The 3,976-nt window shown below is 49.2% G+C and carries 3 protein-coding genes; all 3 read right to left on the bottom strand.

The genetic code is table 11. The features are described 5' to 3' along the window. The coding region (locus AC9UES_RS06370; protein WP_509527776.1) for a signal recognition particle receptor subunit alpha at positions 1-624 on the bottom strand (624 nt) is incomplete at its 3' end. A 26-nt stretch (positions 625-650) separates the two neighbouring features. Further along, positions 651-1,625 (bottom strand): signal recognition particle-docking protein FtsY, encoded by a 975-nt coding sequence (ftsY, locus tag AC9UES_RS06365; RefSeq protein ID WP_509527774.1) that lies wholly within the window; start codon positions 1,623-1,625, stop codon positions 651-653. Beyond that, positions 1,625-3,976 (bottom strand): SMC hinge domain-related protein (locus AC9UES_RS06360; protein ID WP_509527772.1); only part of this gene is annotated, 2,352 nt, incomplete at its 5' end. The genes ftsY and AC9UES_RS06360, both read right to left, overlap by 1 nt.

Here is a 3,976-nt window from a genome sequence, read left to right as displayed (position 1 = left end):
TTTGGCCTGATTCATCATTTCTTGATCAACACCGAGGCGGCCCGCAGTATCGACAATCACAACCGTGTTGCCCTTGGATCTAGCGTGGGCAATCGAGTCTTTGGCAACCTTTACGGGATCTCCAACACCTGATCCAACCTCGGGTGAGTAAACCTCAACCGAAACCTTCTCCCCCAAAACCTTTAGCTGGTCAACAGCGTTTGGCCTTTGCAAGTCAGCGGCGACCAGTAAGGGGTTCTCACCTTCGCTTTTTAGCCACTTGGCAAGTTTTCCAGCGAGGGTTGTCTTTCCAGAACCCTGCAGACCAGCAAGCATGATCACGGTTGGTGAAACCTTGCCGTAGCGAAGCTTTCTTGCTTCGCCACCAAGAATTTGTATCAATTCTTCATTGACAATCTGAACAACCTGCTGGGCAGGGTTCAGTGAAGCCGAGACCTCATCGCCCAGAGCTCGCTCCCGAATAGCGCTAACGAAGTGCTTGACTACCTCTAGGGCAACATCGGCTTCCAATAATGCCTTGCGGATTTCCCTAAGGGTTCCGTCGATATCGGCAGCGCTTAGTCTTCCCTTACCACGAAGAGCCTTGAAGGTATCGGCTAAGCGATCCGATAGGTTTCCAAACACTTGTTATCTCACTTCCTATTTCTAGGCTAAGCCACTAAACCGTTGGCGAACTCTTCGGGGTCAAAAAAGGCAAAGTCCTCTACTCCTTCGCCAACTCCAACTAACTTGATTGGAATAGCAAGTTCGTTTTGAATGGCAACGACAATTCCGCCCTTAGCTGAGCCATCTAACTTTGTGAGTGCAATTCCAGTTACCGAAATTGCCTCGGCAAAGGCCCTTGCTTGAACGAGACCGTTTTGCCCGGTCGTGGCATCCAGCACCAAAAGCACTTCTGCTATCTCGGCTTGCTTTTCAATAACTCTTCGGATTTTAGAAAGCTCATCCATTAGATCTTTCTTGTTCTGCAATCTTCCCGCGGTGTCGATGATCACCACATCTGCTTCAGATTGAACCGCGTACTCAACAGCCTCAAATGCTACAGACGCTGGGTCTTGACCTTCGGAACTTGGTCCAACCAGTTTCACGCCTGCACGATCTGCCCAGGTTGCGAGTTGATCAACCGCTGCGGCACGAAAAGTATCAGCTGCGCCAAGAACTACTTTCCAATTGCCTTGGGTTAGCCAGGTGGCAAGTTTTCCAATCGTGGTTGTCTTACCCACACCGTTTACACCAACAACCAAAATCACATACGGAAGTTTCCCACTTGTGAGATTCAGCTCCCTGTTCCCAGAAGCTAACTTGTCGCGTATCACTCCAGAAAGAATAGTTTTTAGCTCTGCCTCAGACTGGGCGCCTTGGGACTTAGCAATCTTTTTTACTTCCAAAACAATCGATTCTGCGGAGTCAACTCCAAAGTCGGCTTGAATCAAGATATCTTCCAGTTGTTCCAGGCTCTCAAGGTCAAACTTGATTCTTGAAAAGAGGCTTCGGATTCCGGCTCTTGAATTTCGCTTCGGAAGTTCGGTAGCTACTAGATCTTGGGAATCGGATGCTGGATCCAACTGATTTGCTTCCGCTTTTTCTTCTTCACGTTTTTTACGCCAAAAGAAGATGTTGGACATTAGGCTTCGGCCTTCTCACGCAATCGTTGACCAACCACAGCTGAAATTCCGTCTGACTTCATGGAAACACCATAAAGAGCATCCGCTATTTCCATGGTCCGCTTTTGGTGAGTGATGATGATCAGCTGTGAGTTTGTTCTTAGATCTTCAAATATTGAAAGCAGTCTTCCAAGGTTCGCATCGTCCAAAGAAGCCTCAACCTCATCCATGATGTAGAAAGGCGATGGGCGAGCCTTGAAAATCGAAACCATGAGAGCTACTGCCGCTAGCGATCTTTCTCCACCAGATAGCAAGGAAAGTCTTTCAATCTTCTTACCGGCAGGCTTTACGTTAACTTCCAGGCCGGAGGTGAGCAGATTATCTGGATCAGTTAGGAAAATAGATCCAGTTCCACCCGGGAACAGCACTGGGAAGACTTTTTCGAAAGCCTTCTTGGTGTCCTGGAAGGCGTCACTAAAGATGACCTGCATTTTCTCGTCCAGATCGTGGATGATCTTGATCAAGTCTTTGCGGGTTTCAGTTAGGTCTTGTAATTGGTCCGTTAGGAACTTGTGGCGCTGCTCGAGAGCGGAGAACTCCTCTAGAGCTAGCGGGTTTACCCTGCCTAGTTTTTCAAGTAGCTTCTCGGATTCCTTCAAGCGCTGGAATTGTTTCGCGCGATCAAATACTTCAGCTTCACCCTCCGGCTCGGAAGCTGGAATCAAGTTCTCTGGGTTGTACTCGGCAAGCAGTGTCGCTTCATCCAGTCCCAGCTCTTCTTGTGCTCGGGTAACCAAGTTCGCAAGGTTAAGACGCTTTTCGTGATTTTGGAGTTCAATGTCATGAACCGACTGAGTCAAATCGGAAAGCTTTTGCTGAATATCAGCGATCTCACCTCTGACCTTGGTTAGCTCTTGGAACTGATCAGTGCGCTCGTTTTCAAGCATGGCGTATTCACGTTTTGCTTCATTAGAGCCAATGGACACGGCGTCAATTAATTTAGGTAGAACCTTTAGAACTGCCTTAGCCGAGCTGAGCTGTCCCGCTCTAGCCTTGGCCGCGCTGATAGCTCCTTCGACGGCTGAACGGGAGGTGTCTAGCTGCAGTTTGAGGCTTTCGGACTTCTCGGTTTCTACTCGAAGTCTTTCCTCTCCGGCGCCAAGCTCCACCCGAATCTCAAGCTCTCTAGATCTTTCAAGTTCAAGCACTTCAACCAATCGGTTTCTGTCGGAAAGGGCCTGCTCTGGTCTACCCAGGCTCTCGAACTCACGCAGTCTAGATTTGGAAACCTCTAGCTCACCTTCTGCTTCTCTAATTGCTGCCTCATTCGACTCGGCAACAATTCCCAGTCGATCAAGCTCGCTCTGCAGGGCTTCGACTTGAACGCGAACCCGACCAAGCTGTTCTGCCTGAGAGGCGAGTTTGGCGTCCTGCTCATTGAGTTCGGCTAAGGATGCCTTGGCTGAATTCTTGGAAGCAAGTTCGTTGGACTTGGCTTGGGCAAGTTCGGCGGACAAAGTCTCGATGCGAGAGCTCAATCTTGAAAGATCCTTTTCCGCCGCATCTCGCTCGGCCACCAACTCAAGTTTGGAAGGCTTGCTGGATGAACCACCACGTAAAACTGCTCTGGTTAGAACGTCACCTTGTTTGGTTATAACTTGCGAGTCAGTTTTCTGTGCCTTGAAAAAGCTCTTTGCGGCCGCTAGGTCCTCGACAATAACTACCTGTGAAAGCAACTTCAAGATTCCATCTGGAGCGCTAACAACTTCAGATGCGACCTTTGAACCTGGAACCAAGTTCTTACTCGCAGCATCAGAGCGCAGGTCTACATCAGCGATGATTATTTCAACTCGACCACCATCGGTTTTCTTTAGGTGTTCAAGAGCAGAAAGTCCGGAGTCTAGGTCTTCAGCAACTAGAGCGTCGGCTAAAGAACCCAAGGCTGCAGCGATGGCCTGCTCGTAACCGGGTTCAATGCGTAAATGATTGGCAACCAAACCCCTAATTCCTCGAAGCTGAGCTTGGGTCAAAGACGAGGCACCGTCTTTTTGCTCGAGGGTTAAATTAAGTGCCGAGCGCTTTCCGGCAAGGGCGTCTTTCTCACGCTCTGCTTCGTGTAGCTGATCACGCAGTGATTCAATCTTGTTCGCGGCATCCGATACTGCCTTCTGGGCAGTGTCGTATTTGGACTCTAAGTTGTTTTCATGAGGATTGTTACTGGAAAGCAGTGACTCCAAATCGCGATACTGAGCGGATTGCTCTTGGTGTCTTAGTCTGGCGGCGCCAAGAATTTCCTGGTGACGAGTTTTCTCGTTAGTAAACGCTTCCAGTTTGCTTTCGGCAACTTTGACACCGTTGGCAAACTGGGCAAG

It is taken from the genome of Rhodoluna sp. (assembly GCF_044232805.1).
In the GTDB taxonomy this organism is placed as follows: Bacteria; Actinomycetota; Actinomycetes; order Actinomycetales; family Microbacteriaceae; genus Rhodoluna.
This window is presented reverse-complemented; position numbering and strand designations above follow the sequence as displayed.

Coding starts and splice junctions, on each gene's coding strand:
- ftsY (WP_509527774.1), bottom strand. CDS start 1,625: ATGTCCAACATCTTCTTTTGGCGTAAAAAACGTGAAGAAGAAAAAGCG.